The 22,559-nt window shown below is 57.3% G+C and carries 26 protein-coding genes and 1 pseudogene; 21 read left to right on the plus strand and 6 right to left on the minus strand.

The window, feature by feature from the left end; translation table 11 throughout:
* Positions 1-51: 51 nt before the first annotated feature.
* The 3 genes from ENTHG_RS19640 to ENTHG_RS19650 are packed head-to-tail and all read right to left on the minus strand — an operon-like array spanning position 52 to position 2,185.
* Positions 52-921 carry a phosphoribulokinase gene (locus ENTHG_RS19640; protein WP_044183772.1) on the minus strand — a complete coding sequence of 290 codons (870 nt, stop codon included), beginning with the start codon at positions 919-921 and terminating at the stop codon, positions 52-54.
* Positions 922-951: 30 nt separating this feature from the next.
* Complete coding sequence (locus tag ENTHG_RS19645; RefSeq protein WP_044183776.1) at positions 952-1,170, minus strand: YheU family protein; 219 nt, start codon at positions 1,168-1,170, stop codon at positions 952-954.
* A gap of 1 nt (position 1,171) precedes the next feature.
* Positions 1,172-2,185, minus strand: coding sequence for a hydrolase (locus tag ENTHG_RS19650; protein ID WP_044183779.1), 1,014 nt, complete (start codon positions 2,183-2,185; stop codon positions 1,172-1,174).
* Positions 2,186-2,434: 249 nt separating this feature from the next.
* Between ENTHG_RS19650 and mdcA the strand changes: the two genes are divergently transcribed.
* The 8 genes from mdcA to mdcH all read left to right on the plus strand — a co-directional run bounded on the left by mdcA (position 2,435) and on the right by mdcH (position 9,490).
* Positions 2,435-4,090, plus strand: a complete 1,656-nt coding sequence (gene mdcA, locus ENTHG_RS19655) for a malonate decarboxylase subunit alpha (RefSeq protein ID WP_044183782.1) — start codon at positions 2,435-2,437, stop codon at positions 4,088-4,090.
* On the plus strand, positions 4,090-4,947 hold the full coding sequence (locus tag ENTHG_RS19660; protein WP_044183784.1) for a triphosphoribosyl-dephospho-CoA synthase: 858 nt from the start codon (positions 4,090-4,092) through the stop codon (positions 4,945-4,947). Before mdcA ends, ENTHG_RS19660 begins: the two co-directional genes overlap by 1 nt.
* Positions 4,948-4,956: 9 nt before the next feature.
* Complete coding sequence (gene mdcC / locus ENTHG_RS19665; RefSeq protein ID WP_044183788.1) at positions 4,957-5,256, plus strand: malonate decarboxylase acyl carrier protein; 300 nt, start codon at positions 4,957-4,959, stop codon at positions 5,254-5,256.
* The gene (locus tag ENTHG_RS19670; RefSeq protein ID WP_044183790.1) at positions 5,249-6,082 is read left to right on the plus strand and encodes a biotin-independent malonate decarboxylase subunit beta; all 834 of its coding nucleotides are present in this window, start codon (positions 5,249-5,251) and stop codon (positions 6,080-6,082) included. Before mdcC ends, ENTHG_RS19670 begins: the two co-directional genes overlap by 8 nt.
* Positions 6,082-6,882, plus strand: coding sequence for a biotin-independent malonate decarboxylase subunit gamma (gene mdcE, locus ENTHG_RS19675; protein ID WP_044184039.1), 801 nt, complete (start codon positions 6,082-6,084; stop codon positions 6,880-6,882). Before ENTHG_RS19670 ends, mdcE begins: the two co-directional genes overlap by 1 nt.
* A gap of 124 nt (positions 6,883-7,006) precedes the next feature.
* Positions 7,007-7,966, plus strand: a complete 960-nt coding sequence (locus ENTHG_RS19680; RefSeq protein WP_044183792.1) for an AEC family transporter — start codon at positions 7,007-7,009, stop codon at positions 7,964-7,966.
* A gap of 3 nt (positions 7,967-7,969) precedes the next feature.
* On the plus strand, positions 7,970-8,587 hold the full coding sequence (locus ENTHG_RS19685; RefSeq protein ID WP_044183795.1) for a malonate decarboxylase holo-ACP synthase: 618 nt from the start codon (positions 7,970-7,972) through the stop codon (positions 8,585-8,587).
* The gene (gene mdcH, locus ENTHG_RS19690; protein WP_044183799.1) at positions 8,588-9,490 is read left to right on the plus strand and encodes a malonate decarboxylase subunit epsilon; all 903 of its coding nucleotides are present in this window, start codon (positions 8,588-8,590) and stop codon (positions 9,488-9,490) included.
* Here mdcH and ENTHG_RS19695 read toward each other — a convergent pair.
* Together ENTHG_RS19695 and ENTHG_RS19700 are read right to left on the minus strand one after the other, a co-directional pair.
* The gene (locus tag ENTHG_RS19695) at positions 9,474-10,415 is read right to left on the minus strand and encodes a LysR family transcriptional regulator (protein WP_044183802.1); all 942 of its coding nucleotides are present in this window, start codon (positions 10,413-10,415) and stop codon (positions 9,474-9,476) included. The genes mdcH and ENTHG_RS19695 overlap by 17 nt on opposite strands.
* Positions 10,416-10,430: 15 nt before the next feature.
* Positions 10,431-12,332 carry an ABC transporter ATP-binding protein gene (locus ENTHG_RS19700; protein ID WP_044183805.1) on the minus strand — a complete coding sequence of 634 codons (1,902 nt, stop codon included), beginning with the start codon at positions 12,330-12,332 and terminating at the stop codon, positions 10,431-10,433.
* Between the two features lie 173 nt (positions 12,333-12,505).
* Here ENTHG_RS19700 and kefG point away from each other — a divergent pair, with 173 nt between their 5' ends.
* From kefG to slyD, 4 genes are all read left to right on the plus strand, one after another.
* Positions 12,506-13,057, plus strand: a complete 552-nt coding sequence (gene kefG / locus ENTHG_RS19705) for a glutathione-regulated potassium-efflux system ancillary protein KefG (RefSeq protein ID WP_044184041.1) — start codon at positions 12,506-12,508, stop codon at positions 13,055-13,057.
* Positions 13,057-14,862 carry a glutathione-regulated potassium-efflux system protein KefB gene (kefB, locus tag ENTHG_RS19710; protein ID WP_044183808.1) on the plus strand — a complete coding sequence of 602 codons (1,806 nt, stop codon included), beginning with the start codon at positions 13,057-13,059 and terminating at the stop codon, positions 14,860-14,862. The genes kefG and kefB overlap by 1 nt, the downstream gene beginning before the upstream one ends.
* Before the next feature lie 10 nt (positions 14,863-14,872).
* Positions 14,873-15,073, plus strand: coding sequence for a YheV family putative zinc ribbon protein (locus tag ENTHG_RS19715; protein WP_044184043.1), 201 nt, complete (start codon positions 14,873-14,875; stop codon positions 15,071-15,073).
* Between the two features lie 94 nt (positions 15,074-15,167).
* Positions 15,168-15,755: a peptidylprolyl isomerase gene (slyD, locus tag ENTHG_RS19720; RefSeq protein ID WP_044183811.1), complete on the plus strand. Its 588-nt coding sequence runs from the start codon at positions 15,168-15,170 to the stop codon at positions 15,753-15,755.
* A gap of 71 nt (positions 15,756-15,826) precedes the next feature.
* Here slyD and ENTHG_RS19725 read toward each other — a convergent pair whose 3' ends face one another.
* Positions 15,827-16,045 (minus strand): protein SlyX, encoded by a 219-nt coding sequence (locus tag ENTHG_RS19725; RefSeq protein WP_044183814.1) that lies wholly within the window; start codon positions 16,043-16,045, stop codon positions 15,827-15,829.
* Positions 16,046-16,278: 233 nt separating this feature from the next.
* Here ENTHG_RS19725 and fkpA point away from each other — a divergent pair, with 233 nt between their 5' ends.
* The 9 genes and pseudogenes from fkpA to ENTHG_RS24470 form a co-directional block, all read left to right on the plus strand.
* On the plus strand, positions 16,279-17,106 hold the full coding sequence (fkpA, locus tag ENTHG_RS19730; RefSeq protein WP_044183817.1) for an FKBP-type peptidyl-prolyl cis-trans isomerase: 828 nt from the start codon (positions 16,279-16,281) through the stop codon (positions 17,104-17,106).
* Positions 17,107-17,310: 204 nt separating this feature from the next.
* A complete protein-coding gene (locus ENTHG_RS19735) occupies positions 17,311-18,033 on the plus strand; it encodes a helix-turn-helix transcriptional regulator (protein ID WP_044183820.1) in 723 nt (240 codons plus the stop codon).
* Positions 18,033-18,419: a sulfurtransferase complex subunit TusD gene (gene tusD / locus ENTHG_RS19740; protein ID WP_044183823.1), complete on the plus strand. Its 387-nt coding sequence runs from the start codon at positions 18,033-18,035 to the stop codon at positions 18,417-18,419. Before ENTHG_RS19735 ends, tusD begins: the two co-directional genes overlap by 1 nt.
* Positions 18,419-18,777 (plus strand): annotated as a pseudogene (gene tusC / locus ENTHG_RS19745) (sulfurtransferase complex subunit TusC). Before tusD ends, tusC begins: the two are co-directional and overlap by 1 nt.
* A gap of 7 nt (positions 18,778-18,784) precedes the next feature.
* Entirely contained in the window at positions 18,785-19,072 is a 288-nt protein-coding gene (gene tusB, locus ENTHG_RS19750; RefSeq protein WP_044183826.1) for a sulfurtransferase complex subunit TusB, read from the plus strand.
* Positions 19,073-19,196: 124 nt separating this feature from the next.
* A complete protein-coding gene (gene rpsL, locus ENTHG_RS19755; RefSeq protein ID WP_000246815.1) occupies positions 19,197-19,571 on the plus strand; it encodes a 30S ribosomal protein S12 in 375 nt (124 codons plus the stop codon).
* 95 nt (positions 19,572-19,666) lie between these two features.
* Complete coding sequence (rpsG, locus tag ENTHG_RS19760) at positions 19,667-20,137, plus strand: 30S ribosomal protein S7 (protein ID WP_044183829.1); 471 nt, start codon at positions 19,667-19,669, stop codon at positions 20,135-20,137.
* A gap of 97 nt (positions 20,138-20,234) precedes the next feature.
* Positions 20,235-22,349, plus strand: a complete 2,115-nt coding sequence (fusA, locus tag ENTHG_RS19765; protein ID WP_044183832.1) for an elongation factor G — start codon at positions 20,235-20,237, stop codon at positions 22,347-22,349.
* A gap of 69 nt (positions 22,350-22,418) precedes the next feature.
* Positions 22,419-22,559: GTP-binding protein (locus ENTHG_RS24470; RefSeq protein WP_023227838.1), on the plus strand; the 141-nt coding region annotated here is incomplete at its 3' end.

Here is a 22,559-nt window from a genome sequence, read left to right on the forward strand (position 1 = left end):
CAAAACCCTAAAAAACGGCAACGTGCGTTGCCGTTTTGCTTTTACCTCCAGCTACTTAATTTTTTTGCCTTCCATCAGCCGCTGTACCAGCGGCGTCATGATCAGCTCCATCGCCAGCCCCATTTTGCCGCCGGGCACCACTAATGTATTCATGTGGGATATAAATGAGCCCTGCAGCATCGCCAGCAGCCAGGGGTAATCAATGCCTTCCAGGTTACGGAAGTGGATTACCACCAGGCTCTCATCCAGCGATGGGATCACTTTCGCGGCAAAGGGGTTGGAGGTATCCACCGTGGGCACGCGCTGAAAGTTGATATGGGTACGGGAAAACTGCGGCGTGATGAAGTTGATGTAGTCTTCCATCGAACGCACTACCGAATCCATCACCGCCTCGCGGGAGTGACCGCGCTCGCTGGTATCACGCACCAGCTTTTGCATCCACTCCAGGTTAACGATAGGCACCACCCCCACCAGCAGATCCACATGGCGGGCCACGTCGTGCTGCGGCGTCACTACGCCGCCGTGTAATCCTTCGTAAAACAGCACATCGGTGGGTTCCGGCAGCGGTTGCCACGGGGTAAAGGTGCCGGGCACCTGGTTCCAGGGAACGGCTTCATCATAGGTATGCAGGTATTTTCGCGCCTGGCCTTTACCGGACTGCCCGTACTCGATAAAGGTCTGCTCCAGCAGGCCAAAGTCATTGGCCTCCGGGCCAAAGTAACTAATGTGGCGGCCCAGGTCGCGGGCTTTACGAATCGCCATATCCATCTCGGGGCGCGTGAAGCGGTGAAAGCTGTCCCCTTCCACCTCCGCCGCGTGCAGGTTGAGCTGGGCGAAGATTTTGCGAAACGCGAGGCTGGTGGTAGTGGTTCCTGCCCCGCTGGAGCCGGTGACGGCAATAACCGGATGTTTTGCGGACATAGCAACTCCCTGAGTAAGCGATGACGCCGGTTATTCGCGAAACTGCTTGCGCGGCATAATGTTGACGGTTTCGTGCAGTTCCGACCATACCAGCACGGCTTCGCCGCTTTGCAACTGCCGTTTCACATCGGCGACCTTTTGTTCAAGCGAACGCTCATGTTCGCCGTAATCGGTGCCTTCGCGCAAGACAAAGCTTTCAATCAAGTTATCCAGCGTTTCAGTCGCCAGATCCTGCCAGGGAATGATCATCTCAGGCTTCCAGATACGTTTTTAACCAGTCGGGAATACGCTTCTCCAGCCACATTTCCGGGCGCAGCAGCGTACCGCCCACAAAACCAACATGCCCGCCATGCTCGGTCAGCTGATACTCCACCGAAGGGGGCAACGTCCCCGGTTCGGGAATCACATGATGATCCATAAAGGGATCGTCCTTCGCGTGGATGATCAGCGTCGGTTTGGCGATTTTGTTCAGCAGCGGCATCGCGCTGCACTGACGATAATAGTCGATGGCGTCGGCAAAGCCGTGAATTTTAGCGGTGATCAGGTCGTCAAATTCACGAATGCGCCGCACGGCTTTAAGCTGCGCGAGATTTATCGGCAGCGTGCCGGGATAGGCGGCCAGTTTGCGGGAGGCATTGGCTTTCAGCAGGTTGAGCAGGTAACGCTGATAAACACGGGAAAAGCCCTTTTCCATATGGTAGCTGCACGCCTCCAGCACCAGCGGCGCGGAGACGATGACCGCGGCGTCGATAGGTACCTCTTTCCCCTCTTTCGCCAGCAGGCAGGCCAGCATATTGCCGCCAAGCGAATAGCCGACGGCGGCGGTGGGGGCCTCCCCAATCTCCTGTTTTAACCAGTGTAAAAACCAGGTGCCGTCTTCGGTTTCCCCGGAGTGATAAATGCGGTTCAGGCGATTGGGCTCGCCGCTGCAGCCGCGAAAATGCATAACCACGCCAAGCCAGCCGCGCTTCTGCGCCGCCTCAATCAGTCCGTGGGCATAAGGGCTATGCAGGCTCCCTTCCAGACCGTGGAAGACCACCAGCCGCGGCTTGTGTTTAGCCAGGTACGGGTCTTCACTCCAGGCGAGATCGATAAAATCGCCGTCAGGCAACTCAAGGCGCTGCCAGTGGGCGTCGAACTTCACCTTACGGCGAATCAGCCGCGGCAGCATGGTCTGCAGATGGCGATTGCGGATAACGCGCATCGGTACAAAGTCCGCCTCGCTGCCTGCGCTGAGGTTGAGTTCCGGGGAGGTCATGGTCATAAATCGTGCAGTGTTCTCGAATAGTCAGCCGACTACTATACCGCCGCTTTCATTTTGTTTTTAAGAAAATGAGGCGTTGATAGCGTTTGTTGCGGCAACTCAGGTTGATCTGTGTCACAAAAGTTTCTTTTGATTATTACTCTCAGGCTAATGATTTACCTCTACGCTTAATTGATGACTTTCTCGCCAAAGCGCACACTTTATCTGTGTTAAGCAATCAAAATGATTAGCTGAATCAGGAGGTTAATAATGTTATCTGGGCAAACGCCTGCACGTGTCTGGAACACGCGCCGCACTGAAAAACAGCGGCGTATGGCTTCCGTACCGGTGCAGGGCAAGGTACTGCCGACCGCAGACCTGGCCGCTATGCTGGAAAAACTGATCGCGCCGGGCGACCGCGTGGTTCTTGAGGGCAACAACCAGAAGCAGGCTGATTTCCTGTCGCGCATGCTGGCTGAGGTCAATCCTGAGAAAGTGCACGACCTGCATATGATTATGCCGAGCGTCGGGCGCAGCGAGCATCTGGATATTTTTGAAAAAGGGATCGCCCGCAAGCTGGACTTCTCTTTCTCCGGCACCCAAAGTCTGCGCATCTCGCAGCTGCTGGAAGATGGCCTGCTGGAAATCGGCGCTATCCACACCTACATCGAACTTTACTCCCGCCTGTATGTAGACCTGTCGCCCAACGTGGCGCTGATTGCCGGTTACAAAGCTGACCGGAAAGGCAACCTCTATACCGGGCCGAGTACCGAAGATACCCCCGCGCTGGTGGAAGCCGCCGCGTTCCGTGACGGCATCGTTATCGCCCAGGTCAACGAACTGGTGGATGACGAATGCGACCTGCCGCGCGTGGATATCCCCGGCTCGTGGATTGATTACGTGGTGGTGGCCGACAAGCCGTTCTTTATCGAACCGCTGTTTACCCGCGACCCGCGCCTGATCAAACAGGAACACATCCTGATGGCGATGATGGCCATCAAAGGCATCTATGCCGAACATCAGGTGCAGTCGCTGAACCACGGTATCGGCTTTAACACCGCCGCCATTGAACTGCTGCTGCCGACCTACGGCGAACAGCTCGGCCTGAAAGGCAAAATCTGTAAACACTGGACGCTGAACCCGCACCCGACGCTGATCCCGGCGATTGAGAGCGGCTGGGTGGAGAGCGTGCACTGCTTCGGCGGCGAGCTGGGGATGGAAGAGTATATCCGCGCCCGCCCTGACATCTTCTTTACCGGTGCCGACGGCTCCATGCGCTCTAACCGCGCCTTCTGCCAGCTGGCAGGCCAGTACGCGGTGGATATGTTTATCGGCTCCACATTGCAGGTAGATGGCTACGCCAACTCCTCCACCGTGACCCGCGGCCGTCTCTCCGGCTTCGGCGGCGCGCCAAATATGGGCCATGACCCGCACGGTCGTCGTCATGCCACCCCTGCGTGGCTCAACATGATCACCGAACCTGACCCGATGCAGCGCGGTAAAAAGCTGGTCGTGCAGATGGTGGAAACGTTCCAGGCGGGCGTGAAGCCGACCTTCGTTGAGAAACTGGACGCCGTTGACGTGGCGAAAGCCTCCGGCATGCCGCTGGCGCCGGTGATGATCTACGGCGACGACGTGACCCACGTGCTGACCGAAGAGGGTATCGCTTATCTCTACCGTGCTGAAAGCATGGAAGAGCGCCGGGCGATGGTGGCCGCAGTAGCGGGCATTACCGATATCGGTCTGGGCGTTGACGCGAAGCGCGTCGCCGAACTGCGCAGTAGCGGCAAAGTGGTTTACCCGGAAGATATGGGCATTCGTCGCACTGACGCTACCCGTTCTCTGCTGGCGGCCGGTAGCGTTGCGGATCTCGTTGAATGGTCCGGCGGCCTGTACAACCCACCTGCGAAATTCCGGAGCTGGTAATGAAACTTCTGCCACAGATTCAGGTTGAAGGCGGTGCCGAATGGCTGGCGCGAGCCGCCACGCAGTGTCTGATTGACGAAGCGCGCTTAAGCCCGAAACCCGGTCTGGTGGACAGTCGGGGGAACGGCGCGCATCACGATCTTACGCTCGCGTTAATGGAGCGTTCCGCGCACAGCCTGACCCCCACGTTTCAGGCGCTGGCGCAGCAAAGCTGGCAGCGACCGGCGGATATTGCGCTCAGACAAACCGTAGGGCGACTCGGTCGTGAAGGCGAGCAGCAGATGATGGCGGCAACGAATGGCGTGAATACCCACCGCGGCGCGATTTGGGCGCTGGGGCTGCTGGTCAGCGCCGTGGCGATGCTCGGCGGAACCGCCAACGCGCAGCAGATTACTCTGACGGCTGCCGAGCTGGCGAAACTGCCGGACGCCGCCGCGCCAAAGGTCTTTAGCAAAGGGCTGTGCGCCACGCACCGTTACCGCGTGCCGGGCGCGCGTGAAGAGGCGCAGCAGGCTTTCCCGCACATTATGCAGCGGGCGCTGCCGCAATTGCGTTTAAGCCGGTTGAGCGGCAGTAGCGAAACGCAGGCGCGGCTCGATGCCCTGATGGCGATTATGACCTCGCTCAGCGATACCTGCGTGCTGTCCCGCGCAGGGCTGGAGGGGCTTGATGCCATGCAGGACGGCGCGCGCGAAGTGCTCAGCGCCGGGGGAAGCGCATCGCTGGCAGGCCAGCAGGCGCTGGCCCGTTTAGACCGCCAGATGCTCATGCTAAATGCTTCGCCCGGCGGCGCGGCGGATCTGCTTGCCGCGACCCTGTTTCTCGATCGCGTCGAATCGCCCTATTTCAAGCATTAAGAGGATGTTATGGAACACATTACGTTAACCGTACCGGCCAGCCGTACCGTAAGCGGCAAAGCGCTGGCAGGCGTTGTGGGCTCCGGGGATATGGAGGTGTTATTCACCGCCGCCCAGGGGCAGACGTTAACCATTGATATCACCACTTCTGTCGATAACAGCCGTAGCCGCTGGGAAGCGCTGTTCAACCGCCTGCAGACGGTAAGCAGCCTGCCCGCGGGCACGTTGACCATTCACGATTTCGGCGCGACGCCGGGCGTGGCGCGCATTCGTATCGAACAGGTATTTGAAGAGGTGAGCTATGCGTGACGATCGCAGTTTTATTGAATTAAGAGCGCGTCAGCGCGCCCATGCGCTGCTGGATGAGGGCAGCTACCGTGAACTGCTCGACCCGTTCGAGGAGATTGTCTCCCCGTGGCTGGGCGCGCAGGGCATCGTCCCGCAGGCGGATGACGGCATGGTTGTCGCCAAAGGCACCATCAACGGTAAACCGGCGGTGGTCGTGGCGATAGAAGGCGCGTTCCAGGGCGGCAGCATGGGCGAAGTGTCCGGCGCCAAAATGGCGGCGGCGCTGGAGCTGGCGGCGGAAGATAACCGTAACGGTATTCCGACCCAGGCGGTACTGAGTCTGGAAACCGGCGGCGTGCGTCTGCAGGAGGCGAATCTCGGTCTGGCGGCGATTGCCGATATCCACGCGGCGATTGTCGACCTGCGTCGCTACACCCCGGTGGTGGGGATTGTCGCGGGCACCGTTGGCTGCTTCGGCGGGATGTCCATTGCCGCAGCGCTGTGCAGCTATCTGATTGTCACCCGCGAAGCGCGTCTTGGCCTGAACGGCCCGCAGGTTATCGAACAGGAAGCCGGGATTGAAGAGTACGACTCCCGCGACCGTCCGTTTATCTGGAGCATGACCGGCGGCGAAGTTCGCTACCAGAGCGGGCTGGTTGACGCGCTGGTCGGCGACGGCGTGAACGCGGTGAAAGCCGCAGTGAATGACGCCATCGCGAAGGGCGTTCCGGCGAAACATCGCACCGACAACTACGACTGGTATCTCGACCGCCTGACCCGTTTCGACACCCGCAAACAGGCCGACGCCGAACAGATTAACGCGCTCTTTGCCCGGGAGGTGAAATGATGAGTAATTCAATAAGCCGTGGCGAATTATGGCTGGAAACCCTCGCGCCGAATGCGCAACGTCTGGCAGGGCTGTGCCCTTCCGTCCAGGCGGCGGACGGCGAGCTGAACGGCGAGACGGTGCGTTTTATCGCCGTCGTGCCGGATGCCCATAACCACTACCCGCGCGCCACCAAAGGCGAAGTGGGTCTGCTGGAGGGCTGGACGCTTGCGAAAGTGGTGAGCGAAACCGTCGCCGCCGATGCGAATAACGCCGTGAAGCGCCCGATTGTGGCGGTGATCGACGTGGCAAGTCAGGCCTATGGCCGCCGCGAAGAAGGTTTTGGCATTCATCAGGCGCTGGCGGGCGCGGCGGCGGCCTATGCCAATGCGCGTCTGGCGGGCCACCCGGTGATTGGTCTGATTGTCGGCAAAGCGATGTCCGGCGCGTTTCTTGCCCACGGCTACCAGGCTAACCGCCTGATCGCCTTTAACGATAAAGGCGTGATGATCCACGCGATGGGTAAAGAGTCCGCGGCGCGCATCACCCTGCGTACCGTGGAGGCGCTGGAAAAACTGGCAGCCACCATCCCGCCGATGGCTTACGACATCAGCAACTACGCCACCCTGGGGCTGCTTACCGACCTGCTGGATATCAGCAACCCGGATGCGCCCTCATCAATCGATCTGGCTCTGGTGAAAAACACCCTGCAACAGGCCATCAACGACGCTCGTCAGGACCCGACGCTGAAAAACCGTCTGGGCGCTGACAACCGCCGCAGCTCTGCCCTCGTACGCGAACGTATGCGGGCAAGCTGGTAAGTAAAGAGACCTGCCGGACGTTCGGCTTCATGGGCGCGCCTGCCGCGCCCATGGGGGCCGCTGCGTCTGAAAAATAATAATCATCGCGTCTGTGCTAACTATTTTTATTTATTACAGGTGATTTATGACTTACGTAATTGTTCATGCCCTTGCACCAATCTTCATCATTATGCTGCTGGGATTCTGGGCCGGTAAGGCCAAAATGGTCGATAATAAAAACGTTTCCCTGCTCAACATTTTCGTAATGGATTTCGCATTACCGGCGACGCTGTTTAGCGCCACGGTGCAAACGCCATGGACAGGCATTCTCGCTCAGTCACCGTTGATTCTGGTGCTGACGCTGGCGATGTGGGTCACCTACGCCGCCATCTACTTCCTTGCCACGAAGGTCTTTAAAAAATCACCGCAGGACGCGGCCGTGCTGACGCTGACCGTGGCGCTGCCGAACTACGCGGCGCTGGGTCTGCCGATTCTGGGCAGCGTACTGGGCGAAGGGGCGACTACCTCGCTCTCCGTGGCGGTTTCCATCGCCTGCGGCTCCGTACTGATGACGCCGTTCTGCCTGCTGATTCTGGAACGTGAAAAAGCGCGTGCGGAAGGCAACAACACCGGCTCCACCCTGGCGATGCTGCCGGTGCTGATGTGGCGTTCGCTGAAAAAACCGATCGTGATGGGCCCGCTGCTGGGTGTCGTGCTTTCGGCTATCGGTATCAAAATGCCTGAGCTGGTGCTGGCGGCGATCAAACCGCTGGGGCTCTCTGCGACCGCGGCAGCGCTGTTCCTGACCGGGGTGATCCTCTCTGCCCGTAAGCTGCAAATCAATACGATGGTGATCACCTCGACTATTGCCAAGTTGCTGATTCAACCGGCGATTGCCTGGGGTATCGTGCTGATTTTCGGCCTCCACGGTTCGGTGGCGATCACTGCAATCCTGATGATTGCGCTCTCTGCTGGCTTCTTCGGCGTGGTATTCGGCAACCGCTTTGGCGTGCAGTCGCCCGATGCAGAAGCCGTGCTGCTGCTGAGCTCGGTTCTGTGTATCCTGTCGCTGCCGCTGTTTATCTCGCTGACCTCAGGAATCTAAACCATGACTTCAACATTACGTCCGCATGACCTTGTCTGGCTTAACGCCCGTGACGCGCTGGAAGGTATCGCCGAATCCTGGGTCAGTGCCCTGTGGCATACCGGCCTGCCGGTGGTGGTGCGGCGTGATGTTGATAGTGCCAACCGCGTTCCCGTGGGCGTGCGCGGCATGAAGCGCGAGCAGCGGGCGGCGGGCTGGGCTAAGCCTGCCGCCATCACGCGTGTCTGCACGCCGGAGTCGCTGGTGGACCCGCTGGCGCTGCTGCGCTCACCCTTTATTTCACAGCCACCGGTTCAGGTGGCTTTATTGCTGGCGCAGCAGGCGTGGCCGTGGACATGGGGCATCACCGGGAGTACCGGTTACGCGCTGGCGACCGGCATTCCGGTTATTCATGCGGCAAGCGATCTGGATCTGCTGATCCGCGCCCCGCAGGCGCTGCCCCGCGAAGCGCTGGAGACATGGCAGCAGCAGCTGGCTGGCGGACTGTGCCGGGCGGATACGCAGGTGGAAACGCCCCACGGCGCGTTTGCGCTGGCGGAGTGGCTGCGCGATGGCCGGGCGATGTTAAAAACGAGCCAGGGGCCGCTGCTGGTTAGCGACCCGTGGAACAGGGAGGCGTAAATGAAAATACTGTTCACCTTTCCGGGGCAGGGGACGCAGCATGCTGGCATGCTGCAGAACCTTCCGGGAACCGAGCTGGCGCAGGCGCGTGAGGTGCTGGGCGCAGAGGCGGACCGGCTGGATAGCGCTGAATCGCTGCGCCACACCAGGGCGGTACAGCTCTGTTTGCTGATTGCGGGCGTGGCCTGGGCGCGCGAGCTGGGGCGTCGCGGCGTGACGGCGGACATTGTCAGCGGGCTTTCTATTGGCGCTTATCCGGCGGCGGTAGTTGCCGGGGCGCTCGATTTTAACGATGCGCTGCGGCTGGTGGCGCTACGTGGCGATTTGATGGAGCAGGCGTACCCCAGCGGCTACGGCCTGACGGCGATTATGGGGCTGACCCTGCCGCAGGTTGAAGCGTTGGTGGCGGGCAGCGGCACCTATATTGCCAACCTCAACGCCGAAACGCAGATTGTGATCGCCGGCGCCGATGACGCGATGGCGGCAGTGGCGAAACAGGCCCTGGCCAGAGGGGCCAGCAAGGCGCACCGGCTTTCCGTGAGCGTGCCGTCGCACTGCGAACTGCTGGCGGAGCCGGCGCAACGGTTAGCGGCGGCGTTCAGTCAGGTGACGCTTTCTCGTCCTCGTCTTGCTTACCTGAGCGGCAGCAGCGGGCGCGTGCTGTGGCAGCCGGAGCGCATTGCCGACGATCTGGCGATGAACATGGCGCGTACGGTGCGCTGGCAGGAGGCGGTTATCGCCGCTAACGAGCGTGAAGCGCGGCTGGCGATTGAGATACCTCCCGGCGGCGTGCTCACCTGCCTGACGCGGCAGGCTGGCTGGGAAGGCGAAACAATTTCGCTGGAGCGCAGCGGGCTGGATGTGGCGCAGCATCTGGCGCGGCGGCTTAGCTCTCTGGGGTAAGTTTTTCCAGACTGCGGGCGTACATCCGCCCTTCGGCGGCCAGCGCCAGCAGGTTGGGGTCGTGCTCGCGGTTGCGGGCGAAGACAATCGCTATTTGCTGCTGCATCTGGTAGGGCTGCGCCAGCTTGAGCAGCTGTACCGAATTTTCGTATACCTTTTTCATGCGCCCTGGCATCAGGGTGAAACCCACCCCCGCCTGCACCAGGCTGAGCATCGAGAAAATATCATTTACCCGGGTGACGATCTCCGGCTCAAACCCGGCGATATTAAACGCTTCCTGGAACCCCGCGTAGGTGGCGAACCCTTCCGCCAGCGAGACAAACTTCTGATCGCGGTAGTCACGCAGATCGGCAAGCCGGTTGCTGCTCAGCGCGGCGGAGGTCGGGGCGGCAAGATAGATATCGTCATGGAACAGCGGCAGCACTTCGAGGCTATTACGATCGATATCGCTGTCAGAGATAGAAATAAGAATCGCGTCCAGCGACCCCTCTTCCAGCATTCGTAATAGCGTCTCGTTTGACCCCATCGTCAGGTCCATTTCCAGATCGGGGCGGCGCAGTTTCATGCCCATGATCAGATGCGGCACCGTTTCCAGGGTGAGGGAGTAGAGCGTGCCGACGCGTAAGCGCCCCTGGCCGACGCCTGCGGTTTTGCGCGCCTCTTCAAGCCCGCGCGCCATCAGTTGCGTCACCTCCTGGCAATACTCCAGCAGCGTCCAGGCGGCAGGCAGCGGCATCAGGTTGCGCCCTTTGTGCACAAACAGCGGGCAGAGGACGTTCTCTTCCAGCGTATGTAACGCGCGATGCACGCTAACCCCGCTGATATCCAGCGCTTCCGCCGTGCGGGCGATATTCCCCTTCTCCATAAACGTCATGAAGATGCTGAGCTTGCGGAAGGTGATATCGTTGGTAATGAGCGGCGTCATTGTTGTTTCCCGAAGTTAGTCAGCCAGCATCTGCTCAAGCTGCTCCTGCGCTTCCAGCCAGGCCATTTCGCACGCTTCCAGCCCGGCTTTGGCGCTGGCCTGCTGTTGCAGGCAGTCGGTCAGCTCCGCTTTACGGCTCTGGTCATACAGCTCGCTGTCGCCCAGCTTCTCTTCCGCCTGCGCCAGCTGCGCATTCAGTTTTTCCATCTCTTTTTCCAGACGGGCTATCTCTTTACGCAGCGGCTGTGTCTGGGTACGCAGTTCCGCTTCGCGCCGTTTCTGGTCTTTGCGCGCCTGGGCGCTGTTCACGTTCTCTTTTGGCGCGTCGGCAGGCTGGCTCTCCTGTTTTTGCACGTCGCTCAGCCACTGCTGGTAATCCTCCAGATCGCCGTCAAACGGCTCGACTTTGCGGTCGTGTACCAGATAGAGGTCGTCGGTGGTGGAGCGCAGCAGGTGACGGTCGTGCGACACCACCACCAGCGCGCCTTCGAATTCAATCAGCGCCTCGGTCAGCGCCTGGCGCATATCAAGGTCGAGGTGGTTAGTCGGTTCATCGAGCAGCAGCAGGTTCGGGCGCTGCCAGACGATCAGGGCCAGCACCAGACGCGCTTTTTCCCCGCCGGAGAAACGCCGCGTCTCTTCCGTGACCTTATCGCCCTGGAAGCCAAAGCCGCCAAGGTAGTCGCGCAGCTTTTGCTCCAGCTCCTGCGGTGCCAGGCGGGCGAGATGCTGGAGCGGCGATTCGTCGGCGCGTAAGAATTCCAGCTGGTGCTGGGCGAAATACCCCAGCTTGATGCCTTTCGCCAGGCCAATTTCACCGCTTACCGGGTTGAGTTCCCCCGCCAGCAGTTTGATAAGCGTCGACTTACCCGCGCCGTTACGCCCCAAAAGGCCAATGCGCGAACCGGGCACCAGGTTTAACTTAATCGAGTCGAGAATAATGCGCTCGCCATAGCCCGCGCTGACCTTTTCCATTTTCAGCAGCGGGTTGGGCAGGCTTTCCGGCGCGCGGAAGCTAAAACGGAACGGGTTATCGACGTGGGCCGGGGCGATAAGCTCCATCCGCTCCAGCATCTTAATGCGGCTCTGGGCCTGCTTCGCTTTGGTGGCTTTGGCGCGGAAACGGTCGATATAGCTCTGCAGATGCGCCACGCGCTCCTGCTGGCTTTCGTACATCGCCTGCTGTTGGGCGAGCCGGGTGGCGCGCTGCACCTCGAACGAGCTGTAGTTGCCGGTGTACTCGAACATCGTCTGCTGTTCGATATGAATGATTTTATCCACCACCGGGTCGAGGAAATCGCGGTCATGGGAAATCAGAATCAGAGTGCCCTGATAGCTTTTGAGCCACTTTTCCAGCCAGATAACGGCGTCGAGATCGAGGTGGTTGGTTGGCTCATCAAGCAGCAGCAGATCGGAACGGCAAATCAGCGCCTGAGCCAGGTTGAGGCGCATTCGCCAGCCGCCGGAGAAGTCGCTCACCGGGCGTTCAAGCTGCTCGTTAGAGAAACCAAGGCCGTGCAGCAGGCTGGCGGCGCGGGAGCGCACGGTCCAGGCATCGATGGCATCCAGCTTGCCGTGTACCGTGGCGATGGCGTGCCCGTCGTTACGTTCGTTGGCGTCGTTCAGCTGGGCTTCCAGCTGGCGGTATTCGCGGTCGCCGTCAATGACGTACTCCAGCGCGGGCTGGGGCAGGGCAGGCGTCTCCTGGTTGACCCATGCCAGCTGCCAGCTGCCGGGGAAGGTAAAACTGCCGCCATCAGCGCTGATTTCGTTTTTCAAAAGCGCCAGCAGCGTGGATTTTCCGCAGCCGTTTTTGCCCACCAGGCCCACTTTCTGGCCCGGATTAATGGTGGCTGTGGCGTTATCCAGCAGGACACGCACGCCGCGACGAATTTGTAACGAGGAGAAAACAATCATAAGGCGCCGTATGTTCAGACTATGTTAATTTATCATTATGATAATGTTAGGTGAGGGTCTTTGCCCCACCGGGCCCGCCATGGTAGCCCATAATAAAGCGTTTTCACAAAATCATTCTGGCTGCATGAATGCGGCTTTGAAGGGGAAGAGGTTCGACGCCCGGGAGGGGGATGATGTCTCAGACAGCGAAAGTCCTGCTGCTGTATGCCCATCCGGAATCACAGGACTCGGTGGCAAACCGGGTTTTGCTTAAGCCGGCAACGCAGCTGCAGAATGTCACCGTGCATGATCTCTATGCGCACTATCCAGATTTTTTTATTGATATCCCACGCGAGCAGTCACTGTTGCGCCAGCATGATGTCATCGTTTTTCAGCATCCGCTCTATACCTATAGCTGCCCCGCGTTACTGAAAGAGTGGCTCGATCGGGTGCTGACGCGCGAGTTCGCCAGCGGGCCAGGAGGAAACCAGCTGGCGGGAAAGTACTGGCGTAGCGTCATTACCACCGGCGAGCCGGAGAGCGCCTACCGGTATGACGCGCTGAATCGCTATCCGATGAGCGATGTCCTGCGGCCATTTGAGCTAACGGCGGGGATGTGCCGCATGCACTGGTTAAGCCCCATTATCATCTATTGGGCCAGGCGTCAGGGCGCCCCGGAGCTTGCCAGCCATGCGAAAGCCTATGGCGACTGGCTGGCGAACCCTGTTCCCGTGGGAGGCCGCTGATGGAAGGATCGGATTTATTACTGGCAGGCGTGCTGTTCCTGTTTGCCGCCGTGGTGGCGGTGCCGCTGGCGGCAAGGCTGGGTATTGGCGCGGTACTGGGATACCTGCTGGCAGGTATCGCTATTGGTCCGTGGGGGCTGGGGTTTATCAGCGACGTGGATGAAATTCTCCACTTCTCTGAGTTGGGGGTGGTCTTCCTGATGTTTATCATCGGGCTGGAGCTGAACCCGGCAAAACTCTGGCAGCTTCGCCGCTCGATTTTCGGCGTGGGCGCTGCGCAGGTGCTGCTGAGCGCTGCCGTGCTCGCAGGGCTGCTGATGCTCACCGAGTTCTCCTGGCAGGCCGCGACTATCGGCGGCATCGGTCTGGCAATGTCGTCAACGGCGATGGCGCTGCAGCTGATGCGCGACAAGGGGATGAATCGCAGCGAATCCGGGCAGTTAGGCTTCTCCGTACTGCTGTTCCAGGATCTGGCGGTCATTCCGGCGTTAGCCCTCGTGCCGCTGCTGGCGGGCAACGGCGACGAACACCCCGACTGGATAAAAATCGGCATGAAGGTGCTGGCCTTCGCGGTGATGCTGGTCGGCGGACGCTATCTGCTGCGCCCGGTGTTTCGCTTTATTGCCGCCTCCGGCGTGCGGGAGGTGTTTACCGCCGCCACGCTGCTGCTGGTGCTTGGTTCAGCGCTGTTTATGGATGCGCTGGGGCTATCAATGGCGTTGGGGACCTTTATCGCCGGTATCCTGCTGGCGGAGAGCGAGTATCGCCACGAACTGGAAACCGCCATCGATCCGTTTAAGGGGCTGCTGCTGGGGCTATTTTTTATCTCGGTCGGCATGGCGCTCAACCTTGGCGTGCTCTATACCCATCTTTTATGGGTGCTGATGAGCGTGGCGATCCTGGTGGCTGTGAAGACCGGCGTGCTCTATCTGCTGGCGCGTATTTATGGGCTGCGTAGCTCTGAGCGTATGCAGTTTGCCGGGGTCTTAAGCCAGGGGGGCGAATTTGCCTTTGTGCTCTTTTCCACCGCCTCTTCTCAACGTCTTTTCCATGACGACCAGATGGCGCTGCTGCTCGTCACCGTGACGCTGTCAATGATGACCACGCCGCTACTGATGAAAGCCATCGATAAGAGCCTTTCGCGGCGCTTCAACGGCCCGGAGGATGAAGATGAAGCGCCGTGGGTCGAGGATGACAAACCGCAGGTTATCGTGGTGGGGTTTGGCCGCTTTGGTCAGGTCATTGGCCGTCTGCTGATGGCCAACGAAATGCGTATCACCGTGCTTGAGCGGGATATCAGCGCGGTTAACCTGATGCGTAAATATGGCTATAAAGTCTATTATGGCGACGCTACGCAGCTGGAGTTATTGCGTTCCGCCGGGGCGGAAGCGGCGCAGTCCATTGTGATCACCTGTAACGATCCGGAAGACACCATGAAACTGGTGGAGATCTGCCAGCAACATTTTCCGCATCTGCAGATCCTGGCCCGGGCGCGGGGGCGCGTCGAGGCGCATGAACTTTTACAGATGGGCGTGACGCAGTTTTCCCGCGAGACCTTTTCCAGCGCGCTGGAATTGGGGCGCAAGACGCTGATTACGCTGGGCATGCATCCGCATCAGGCCCACCGCGCGCAGCAGCATTTTCGTCGTCTCGATATGCGTATGCTGCGGGAGCTGGCGCCGGTGCATGCGGATACGCAGCAAATTTCCCGCGTACGGGAAGCGCGCCGGGAGCTGGAAGAGATTTTTCAGCGCGAAATGCAGCAGGAGCGCAGGCAGCCAGACGGCTGGGATGAATTTGAATAAAGGTGACAGTATGGCAGTACGTAAACGTTTTATCGCTGGCGCAAAATGCCCGGCCTGCCAGGCGCAGGATTCGCTGGCGATGTGGCGGGAAAATAATGTGGATATTGTTGAATGCGTTAAGTGCGGTCACCAGATGCGCGAGGCGGATAAAGAAGCCCGCGATCATGTCCGCAAAGATGAGCAAGTTATCGGGATTTTTCATCCGGACTAGCGATATCAGCCAGGATTTTTTAAGCTAAAGGGTACACGGTTGCAGAATTCCGCTACAATCTGCGCCACTACTCTTCCCATGCTCAGGAGATATCATGAAAGTAGCAAAAGACCTGGTGGTCAGCCTGGCCTATCAGGTACGTACAGAAGACGGTGTATTGGTTGATGAGTCTCCGGTGAGTGCGCCGCTGGACTACCTGCATGGTCATGGTTCCCTGATCTCTGGCCTGGAGACAGCGCTGGAAGGTCACGACGTCGGCGATAAATTCGATGTTGCTGTTGGCGCGAATGACGCTTACGGTCAGTATGACGAAAACCTGGTGCAGCGCGTTCCTAAAGACGTCTTTATGGGCGTTGATGAACTGCAGGTGGGTATGCGTTTCCTGGCTGAAACAGACCAGGGCCCGGTACCGGTAGAAATTACCGAAGTGGAAGACGACCACGTAGTGGTTGACGGTAACCACATGCTGGCTGGCCAGAACCTGAAATTCAACGTTGAAGTTGTGGCAATCCGCGAAGCGACCGAAGAAGAACTGGCTCATGGCCACGTTCACGGCGCGCACGGCCACGATCACGATCATGATCACGGCCACGATGGTTGCTGCGGCGGTCATGGACATGACCACGGTCACGAGCACGGCAAAGGCGGCTGCGGCGGCAACGGCGGCTGCGGCTGCCACTGATCCCCATCGACTTTCCGACCCGGTAACAATACGGGCGCAAAAAAGCGGGCTTTGCCCGCTTTTTTTACGTCTCAATAGTGGGGCGGCGGCGTCTCTTCTGCCGGAGAAGCCATATGCGACGGCTGACTCGCTTTGAGTTTTTCCGCCATCAGGCGCATATGTTCGCGCAGCCTGGCCATCTCCATTTCATGAGCAATCACCGTCTGGTTCAACTCTTCAATGGTTATTTCCTGAAACGCCAGCTTGCTTTCCAGTTCTGCCAGCCGCGCTTCCATAGTTAACTCCTGCATCTTTTACCTCGCTTAACGCTTTGCGCGCTTTCTGCTGGAACGGCGGATTTTACTTAACTTTTACCCGATGCACAGCCTGAGACAGGCGATGCGAAACTAATTTAAACAAAAATAGTCTTAAAACAGGCGATTTCGGAGGGTGTCCTTATGTAGATTTCTTCCGCAACGTTTTATAGTACGGTTCTTATTTACGTTTAACCCTGGGGTGAGAGGCCCCGGCCCTGGAGAAATGGATGAAATCACTGTTTAAAGTCACGCTGCTGGCGACCACGATGGCCGTTGCGTTAAATGCGCCGCTTACCTTTGCTGCCGAAACCGCGACCAAAGACGCTGCAGCAGCAGCGACTGACAGCAAAGCGGCATTTAAAAACGACGACCAGAAATCAGCTTATGCGCTGGGCGCGTCTTTGGGCCGTTATATGGATAACTCCCTGAAAGAGCAAGAGAAGCTGGGCATTAAGCTCGATAAAGAGCAGCTGATCGCTGGCGTTCAGGATGCGTTTGCCGACAAGAGCAAACTGAGCGATCAAGAGATCGAACAGACGCTGCAGGCCTTTGAAACCCGCGTGAAGACAGCCGCGCAGGAGAAAATGGAAAAAGACGCGAAGGAAAACGAGACCAAAGGTAAAGCTTTCCGTGACGCGTTCGCCAAAGAGAAAGGCGTGAAAACCTCCTCTACTGGCCTGCTCTACCAGGTTGAAAAAGAAGGTACTGGCGTCGCGCCGACTGACAGCGATACCGTTGTCGTCAACTACAAAGGTACCCTGATCGACGGTAAAGAGTTCGATAACTCCTATACCCGTGGCGAGCCGCTCTCCTTCCGTCTGGATGGCGTTATCCCTGGCTGGACCGAAGGGCTGAAAAACATCAAGAAAGGCGGCAAGATCAAGCTCGTCATTCCGCCTGAGCTGGCATACGGCAAGAATGGCGTTCCGGGCATTCCGGCAAACTCCACGCTGGTCTTCAACGTTGAGCTGCTGGATATCAAACCGGCACCGAAAGCTGACGCTGCGCCAGAAGCCGCAGCAGGCGATAAAGCCGCTGACGCCAGTAAGAAATAAGAAAGCAGACGCCGCCGCCTTAAGGGCGGCGGTTTTTTTTGCGTCAAAGATGTGAGCGCAGGTAACAAAGAGGCGGCCCGAAAGATAAAATGTATATAATTCTGGAAAGCGTAACCCGCGCTGTATTAATTTAGTCCTTCGTGTCAATGTCGAGCCTGCCCTGAAAACATAACGACAGGCTCCTGAAAAGGAGTGTTTTTTTTCATGTCCAGGTCGCTTTTAACCAACGAAACCAGTGAACTCGATTTACTGGATCAACGTCCATTTGATCAGACCGACTTCGATATCCTCAAATCTTATGAAGCGGTTGTGGACGGGTTAGCGATGCTCATTGGTTCTCATTGCGAAATCGTTTTGCACTCCCTGCAGGATCTGAAATGTTCCGCCATCCGCATTGCTAATGGCGAACACACCGGACGAAAAATCGGCTCGCCGATTACCGACCTCGCATTGCGCATGCTGCATGATATGACCGGCGCGGACAGTAGCGTATCGAAATGCTACTTCACGCGCGCCAAAAGCGGCGTGTTAATGAAATCTGTGACCATCGCCATTCGTAACCGCGAACAGAGGGTGATTGGGTTGCTTTGCATCAATATGAACCTTGATGTGCCTTTCTCGCAGATCATGAACACCTTTATTCCTCCTGAGACCCCTGACGTGGGCTCTTCGGTGAATTTTGCCTCTTCCGTCGAGGACCTGGTGACGCAAACGCTGGAGTTCACTATCGAAGAGGTCAATGCCGATCGCAACGTTTCCAATAACGCTAAGAACCGCCAAATCGTTCTGAATCTTTACGAAAAAGGGATTTTCGATATCAAAGATGCGATTAACCAGGTGGCGGACCGTTTGAACATCTCCAAACACACTGTCTATCTCTATATCCGCCAGTTCAAGAGCGGCGATTTTTCCGGACAGGAGCGGTAATGCGTTTCGCTCTGATGGTAACTGGCCCGGCATACGGTACTCAGCAGGCCAGCAGCGCATATCAGTTTGCCTGCGCGGTGAAAGAGAGCGGCCATGAGCTGGGCGCGGTTTTCTTTTATCAGGATGGCGTGACCAATGCCAACGCGCTGACCTCTCCTGCCAGCGATGAGTTTGACTTAGTGCGCGGCTGGCAGCGTCTGCATGACGAGTCGCAGGTGGCGTTGCATATCTGCGTTGCGGCTGCGCTGCGGCGGGGCGTTGTGGACGAGACGGAGGCGCAGCGGTTGCAGCTCTCCGGCGCTAATCTCCAGCCTGGTTTTTTGCTCTCCGGGCTCGGGGCGCTGGCCGAAGCGGCGCTGACCTGCGACAGGCTGGTGCAATTCTAATGAAACGTATTGCCTTTGTTTTTACCACGGCGCCTCATGGCGTCGCCTCAGGCCGCGAAGGGCTGGATGCGCTGCTGGCCGCCTCCGCGTTTACGGATGATATCGGCGTTTTTTTATCGGCGATGGTGTCTTCCAGCTGCTTGCGGGCCAGCGGCCAGAGGCTATTCTGGCGCGTGATTACATCGCCACCTTTAAAGTTCTTCCCCTGTACGACATTGAAAATTGCTGGTTGTGCGCGGCCTCCCTGCGCGAACGCGGCTTAAACGACGCGTCGGCATTCGTTTTGCCGGTGGAAAGCCTTGAGCCGGATGCGCTGCGCGCTCGATTAGACAGCTACGATGTCGTTATGACTTTTTGAGGCGCTTATGTTGCATACTCTGGCCCATTCACCCTGGCAGTGCGATATGGCGGCGTTAGTACGCGCCCTGCGCAGCGGCGACGATCTTCTACTGCTTTCCGATGGGGTTCTCGCCGCTCTGGAAGGGGGGCAGTACCTTGAGTTACTGCTAAATGCCCCCATAACGGTGTCTGCGCTAAAAGAAGATCTCGATGCCAGGGGTCTTACTGGTCAAATTTCGAGCAGTGTCGTCAGGGTTAGCTATACTGATTTCGTTAATCTGACGATAAAACACGAGACTCAGATGCGTTGGTGAGACGCGATCGCTGTATATTTCTTGACACCTTTTAAGCACAGCCATAAAATTCCGCGTCCTCATATTATATGAGGTCGATTTATTACGTGTTTACGAAGCAAAAGCTAAAACCAGGAGCTATTTAATGGCAACAGTTAACCAGCTGGTACGCAAACCACGCGCGCGCAAAGTTGCAAAGAGCAACGTGCCGGCGCTGGAAGCCTGCCCGCAGAAACGTGGCGTATGTACTCGTGTATATACCACCACTCCTAAGAAACCGAACTCCGCACTGCGTAAAGTTTGCCGTGTGCGTCTGACTAACGGTTTCGAAGTCACCTCCTACATCGGTGGTGAAGGTCACAACCTGCAGGAGCACTCCGTGATCCTGATCCGTGGCGGTCGTGTTAAAGACCTCCCGGGTGTTCGTTACCACACCGTTCGCGGTGCGCTTGACTGCTCTGGCGTTAAAGACCGTAAGCAGGCTCGCTCCAAGTACGGCGTGAAGCGTCCTAAGGCTTAATGGTTCTCCGTTAAGTAAGGCCAAACGTTTTAAATTAATGTCAAACTAAACTCGTAGAGTTTTGGACAATCCTGAATTAACAACGGAGTATTTCCATGCCACGTCGTCGCGTCATTGGTCAGCGTAAAATTCTGCCGGATCCGAAGTTCGGATCAGAACTGCTGGCTAAATTTGTAAATATCCTGATGGTAGATGGTAAAAAATCTACTGCCGAAGCAATCGTATACAGCGCGCTGGAGACCCTGGCTCAGCGCTCTGGTAAAACTGAACTGGAAGCATTCGAAGTCGCTCTCGAAAACGTGCGCCCGACTGTAGAAGTTAAGTCTCGCCGCGTTGGTGGTTCTACTTATCAGGTTCCAGTTGAAGTCCGTCCGGTTCGCCGCAATGCCCTGGCAATGCGTTGGATCGTAGAAGCTGCTCGTAAACGCGGTGATAAATCCATGGCTCTGCGCCTGGCGAACGAACTTTCTGACGCTGCAGACAACAAAGGTACTGCAGTTAAGAAACGTGAAGACGTTCACCGTATGGCAGAAGCCAACAAGGCGTTCGCACACTACCGCTGGTAATACCTTCGGAGTTCTAGTCACCAGACGGGCGCTTCAGGTAAGCCGCCCGTTCTGGGTAACTTAATCTGAACGTCTAAAGCAATAAACGAGGAATAAAATGGCTCGTACAACGCCCATCGCACGCTACCGTAACATTGGTATCAGTGCGCACATCGACGCCGGTAAAACCACGACTACCGAACGTATTCTGTTCTACACCGGTGTAAACCACAAAATCGGTGAAGTTCATGACGGCGCCGCTACCATGGACTGGATGGAGCAGGAGCAGGAACGTGGTATCACCATCACGTCCGCTGCGACTACTGCATTCTGGTCTGGTATGGCCAAACAGTATGAACCGCATCGCGTAAACATCATCGACACCCCGGGGCACGTTGACTTCACCATCGAAGTAGAACGTTCCATGCGTGTTCTTGATGGCGCGGTAATGGTTTACTGTGCAGTCGGTGGTGTTCAGCCACAGTCTGAAACCGTATGGCGTCAGGCAAACAAATATAAAGTTCCGCGTATCGCGTTCGTTAACAAAATGGACCGTATGGGCGCGAACTTCCTGAAAGTTGTTGGTCAGATCAAAAGCCGCCTGGGCGCGAACCCGGTTCCGCTGCAGCTGGCAATTGGCGCTGAAGAAGCGTTCACCGGTGTTATCGACCTGGTGAAAATGAAAGCCATCAACTGGAACGATGCTGACCAGGGCGTTACCTTCGTTTACGAAGATATCCCGGCTGACATGCAGGACCTGGCTGACGAATGGCACCAGAACCTGATCGAGTCTGCTGCAGAAGCATCAGAAGAGCTGATGGAGAAATACCTCGGCGGTGAAGAACTGACTGAAGAAGAGATTAAATCTGCTCTGCGTCAGCGCGTTCTGAACAACGAAATCATCCTGGTAACCTGCGGTTCTGCGTTCAAGAACAAAGGTGTTCAGGCGATGCTGGATGCGGTAATTGATTACCTGCCGGCGCCGACTGACGTTCCTGCGATCAACGGTATCCTGGACGATGGCAAAGATACTCCGGCTGAGCGTCACGCTAGCGACGACGAGCCGTTCTCTGCTCTGGCGTTCAAAATCGCAACCGACCCGTTTGTAGGTAACCTGACCTTCTTCCGCGTGTACTCCGGTGTGGTTAACTCTGGTGATACCGTACTGAACTCCGTGAAATCCGCACGTGAGCGTTTCGGTCGTATCGTTCAGATGCACGCTAACAAACGTGAAGAGATCAAAGAAGTTCGCGCGGGCGACATCGCTGCAGCAATCGGTCTGAAAGACGTAACCACAGGTGATACCCTGTGCGATCCGGAAAACCCGATCATTCTGGAGCGTATGGAATTCCCTGAGCCGGTTATCTCCATCGCCGTAGAACCGAAAACCAAAGCTGACCAGGAAAAAATGGGTCTGGCTCTGGGCCGTCTGGCTAAAGAAGACCCGTCTTTCCGCGTATGGACTGACGAAGAATCTAACCAGACCATTATCGCTGGTATGGGTGAACTGCACCTCGACATCATCGTTGACCGTATGAAGCGTGAATTCAACGTTGAAGCGAACGTCGGTAAACCTCAGGTTGCTTACCGCGAAGCGATTCGCGCGAAAGTTACCGATATCGAAGGTAAACACGCCAAGCAGTCTGGTGGTCGTGGTCAGTATGGTCATGTTGTTATCGACATGTACCCGCTGGAGCCGGGCTCTAACCCGAAAGGTTACGAGTTCATCAACGACATTAAAGGTGGTGTAATTCCTGGCGAATACATCCCGGCCGTTGACAAAGGCATCCAGGAACAGCTGAAATCTGGTCCGCTGGCTGGCTACCCGGTAGTTGACATGGGCGTGCGTCTGCACTTCGGTTCTTACCACGACGTTGACTCCTCTGAACTGGCGTTTAAACTGGCTGCGTCTATTGCCTTTAAAGAAGGCTTTAAGAAAGCAAAACCTGTTCTGCTTGAGCCGATCATGAAGGTTGAAGTAGAAACGCCGGAAGAGAACACCGGTGACGTTATCGGTGACTTGAGCCGTCGTCGCGGCATGCTGCGCGGTCAGGAATCCGAAGTGACTGGCGTTAAGATCCACGCTGAAGTACCGCTGTCTGAAATGTTCGGATATGCAACTCAGCTGCGTTCTCTGACCAAAGGTCGCGCATCATACACTATGGAATTCCTGAAGTATGATGATGCACCGAACAACGTTGCTCAGGCCGTTATTGAAGCCCGTGGTAAATAATCCACAGGATTAAAACCTAAGTCCCGTGCTCTCTCCAAAGGGGAGAGCACTATAGTAAGGAATATAGCCGTGTCTAAAGAAAAATTTGAACGTACAAAACCGCACGTTAACGTCGGCACCATCGGCCACGTTGACCATGGTAAAACTACCCTGACCGCTGCAATCACCACCGTACTGGCTAAAACCTACGGCGGTGCTGCTCGTGCATTC

Origin of the sequence: Phytobacter massiliensis JC163 (assembly GCF_000321045.1) — a bacterium.
Classification (GTDB): Bacteria; Pseudomonadota; Gammaproteobacteria; order Enterobacterales; family Enterobacteriaceae; genus Phytobacter_A; species Phytobacter_A massiliensis.

Bases quoted from the DNA above. Each gene is read 5' to 3' on its own strand.
- ENTHG_RS19640 (WP_044183772.1), bottom strand. From the start codon at position 921: ATGTCCGCAAAACATCCGGTTATTGCCGTCACCGGCTCCAGCGGGGCA.
- ENTHG_RS19645 (WP_044183776.1), bottom strand. From the start codon at position 1,170: ATGATCATTCCCTGGCAGGATCTGGCGACTGAAACGCTGGATAACTTG.
- ENTHG_RS19650 (WP_044183779.1), bottom strand. From the start codon at position 2,185: ATGACCATGACCTCCCCGGAACTCAACCTCAGCGCAGGCAGCGAGGCG.
- mdcA (WP_044183782.1), top strand. From the start codon at position 2,435: ATGTTATCTGGGCAAACGCCTGCACGTGTCTGGAACACGCGCCGCACT.
- ENTHG_RS19660 (WP_044183784.1), top strand. From the start codon at position 4,090: ATGAAACTTCTGCCACAGATTCAGGTTGAAGGCGGTGCCGAATGGCTG.
- mdcC (WP_044183788.1), top strand. From the start codon at position 4,957: ATGGAACACATTACGTTAACCGTACCGGCCAGCCGTACCGTAAGCGGC.
- ENTHG_RS19670 (WP_044183790.1), top strand. From the start codon at position 5,249: ATGCGTGACGATCGCAGTTTTATTGAATTAAGAGCGCGTCAGCGCGCC.
- mdcE (WP_044184039.1), top strand. From the start codon at position 6,082: ATGAGTAATTCAATAAGCCGTGGCGAATTATGGCTGGAAACCCTCGCG.
- ENTHG_RS19680 (WP_044183792.1), top strand. From the start codon at position 7,007: ATGACTTACGTAATTGTTCATGCCCTTGCACCAATCTTCATCATTATG.
- ENTHG_RS19685 (WP_044183795.1), top strand. From the start codon at position 7,970: ATGACTTCAACATTACGTCCGCATGACCTTGTCTGGCTTAACGCCCGT.
- mdcH (WP_044183799.1), top strand. From the start codon at position 8,588: ATGAAAATACTGTTCACCTTTCCGGGGCAGGGGACGCAGCATGCTGGC.
- ENTHG_RS19695 (WP_044183802.1), bottom strand. From the start codon at position 10,415: ATGACGCCGCTCATTACCAACGATATCACCTTCCGCAAGCTCAGCATC.
- ENTHG_RS19700 (WP_044183805.1), bottom strand. From the start codon at position 12,332: ATGATTGTTTTCTCCTCGTTACAAATTCGTCGCGGCGTGCGTGTCCTG.
- kefG (WP_044184041.1), top strand. From the start codon at position 12,506: ATGTCTCAGACAGCGAAAGTCCTGCTGCTGTATGCCCATCCGGAATCA.
- kefB (WP_044183808.1), top strand. From the start codon at position 13,057: ATGGAAGGATCGGATTTATTACTGGCAGGCGTGCTGTTCCTGTTTGCC.
- ENTHG_RS19715 (WP_044184043.1), top strand. From the start codon at position 14,873: ATGGCAGTACGTAAACGTTTTATCGCTGGCGCAAAATGCCCGGCCTGC.
- slyD (WP_044183811.1), top strand. From the start codon at position 15,168: ATGAAAGTAGCAAAAGACCTGGTGGTCAGCCTGGCCTATCAGGTACGT.
- ENTHG_RS19725 (WP_044183814.1), bottom strand. From the start codon at position 16,045: ATGCAGGAGTTAACTATGGAAGCGCGGCTGGCAGAACTGGAAAGCAAG.
- fkpA (WP_044183817.1), top strand. From the start codon at position 16,279: ATGAAATCACTGTTTAAAGTCACGCTGCTGGCGACCACGATGGCCGTT.
- ENTHG_RS19735 (WP_044183820.1), top strand. From the start codon at position 17,311: ATGTCCAGGTCGCTTTTAACCAACGAAACCAGTGAACTCGATTTACTG.
- tusD (WP_044183823.1), top strand. From the start codon at position 18,033: ATGCGTTTCGCTCTGATGGTAACTGGCCCGGCATACGGTACTCAGCAG.
- tusB (WP_044183826.1), top strand. From the start codon at position 18,785: ATGTTGCATACTCTGGCCCATTCACCCTGGCAGTGCGATATGGCGGCG.
- rpsL (WP_000246815.1), top strand. From the start codon at position 19,197: ATGGCAACAGTTAACCAGCTGGTACGCAAACCACGCGCGCGCAAAGTT.
- rpsG (WP_044183829.1), top strand. From the start codon at position 19,667: ATGCCACGTCGTCGCGTCATTGGTCAGCGTAAAATTCTGCCGGATCCG.
- fusA (WP_044183832.1), top strand. From the start codon at position 20,235: ATGGCTCGTACAACGCCCATCGCACGCTACCGTAACATTGGTATCAGT.